This is a genomic window from Methylomonas rivi (assembly GCF_024505165.1).
GTDB classification, from domain to species: domain Bacteria; phylum Pseudomonadota; class Gammaproteobacteria; order Methylococcales; family Methylomonadaceae; genus Methylomonas; species Methylomonas rivi.
The window spans coordinates 1-1,148 of the sequence record NZ_JANIBK010000325.1; the positions used below are offsets into that span (position 1 = coordinate 1).

Below are 1,148 nucleotides of genomic sequence, written 5' to 3' on the forward strand. Positions count from 1 at the left end.
CGCCGGAGGCCTGGCCGACCGCTTCGCGCACCGCATCGCGCAAACCGTCGTTTTGGCAGGCATCAAAGCCGGCCCCGCCTTGCTGGGTCGGGCTGACCACGGCCTGATTGACCGGCCAGGATTCGGCGATATGGATGGCTTGCGGCTTGATGAAGCGGCAGGTATCGGTCACATACTGACAAAACCGCCAGCCGTGTTCGCCGCCTTCGTTTTTAATCACGCTGACTTCGTCGTAGCGAAAGCCGTCGCAGTGGTATTCCCGCAGCCAGAATGTGGCGTTGTCGATTAAAAATTGTTTGACCTTGTCGTTCCAGTAGGCGAACACCAAGCCGCCTGCCCAGCCACGGTCGGTAAAGTACAGGCTGTTGTTCTGGCTGTCGTTGGCTCTGCGGTCGAAGAAATAAATGCCGCCGTCGCCGAAATCGCCGCCGGCATGGTTGTAGACCACATCCATCAACATGGCGATACCGTGCAAATGGCACAGGTCTATCAATACCTTCAATTGGTTGGCCGTGCCTTGTATATCCCGCGGGCGGTAAGGCTCCAGGCCCGGATTGATGTCATACAGCAATTGGTTGACCGACTCAAGGTAGCGGCCCATGGCCGGGTCGCCGTCCTTGATACCGTAATCGGTTTCCGGCGAGAAATAATCGACCCCGTTATAGCCCAAGCTGAATACACCCGGAAATTCGACGATGGGCAAAGGCTGAATCGCATTGATGCCCAGCGAGCGCAGATAGGGCAGTTTCCCGGCCACATCCAAAAAAGTACCGTTATTGCGGCCCGCCGGTATGAACCAGACCCCGATGTGCAGTTGGTAAATCGCCAACTCATGAAAGGCCGGCGGCCGATAGTCATCATCGTGCCAGGGAAAAACCGCCGGGTCGGCCAGCAAACAATGGCAATCCGGCCAAGTAGGCTCGTCGCTGAGATCGCGGGCGTAAGGGTCGCGTTTTAAACCCTCGCTGCCCCCCACCGGGCCGACTACATAGTACATATACCGCTCGCCGGCTGCAAGATCGGCCACAAAACCGCCCCAATAGCCATCCGCCATGGCTTGCAACTTGGCTTCGCGCCGGTTTTGCCAGCCCGAATCCGTCTTGCGGTAATCCCAAAGCAAACGCACTTCGCGGGCCGCCGGCGCCCAC

1 pseudogene is annotated in these 1,148 nt (G+C 58.4%); it reads right to left on the bottom strand.

The features are described from left to right. Nucleotides 1–1,148 (bottom strand): annotated as a pseudogene (locus tag NP596_RS21495) (alpha-amylase family glycosyl hydrolase); the annotation flags it as partial.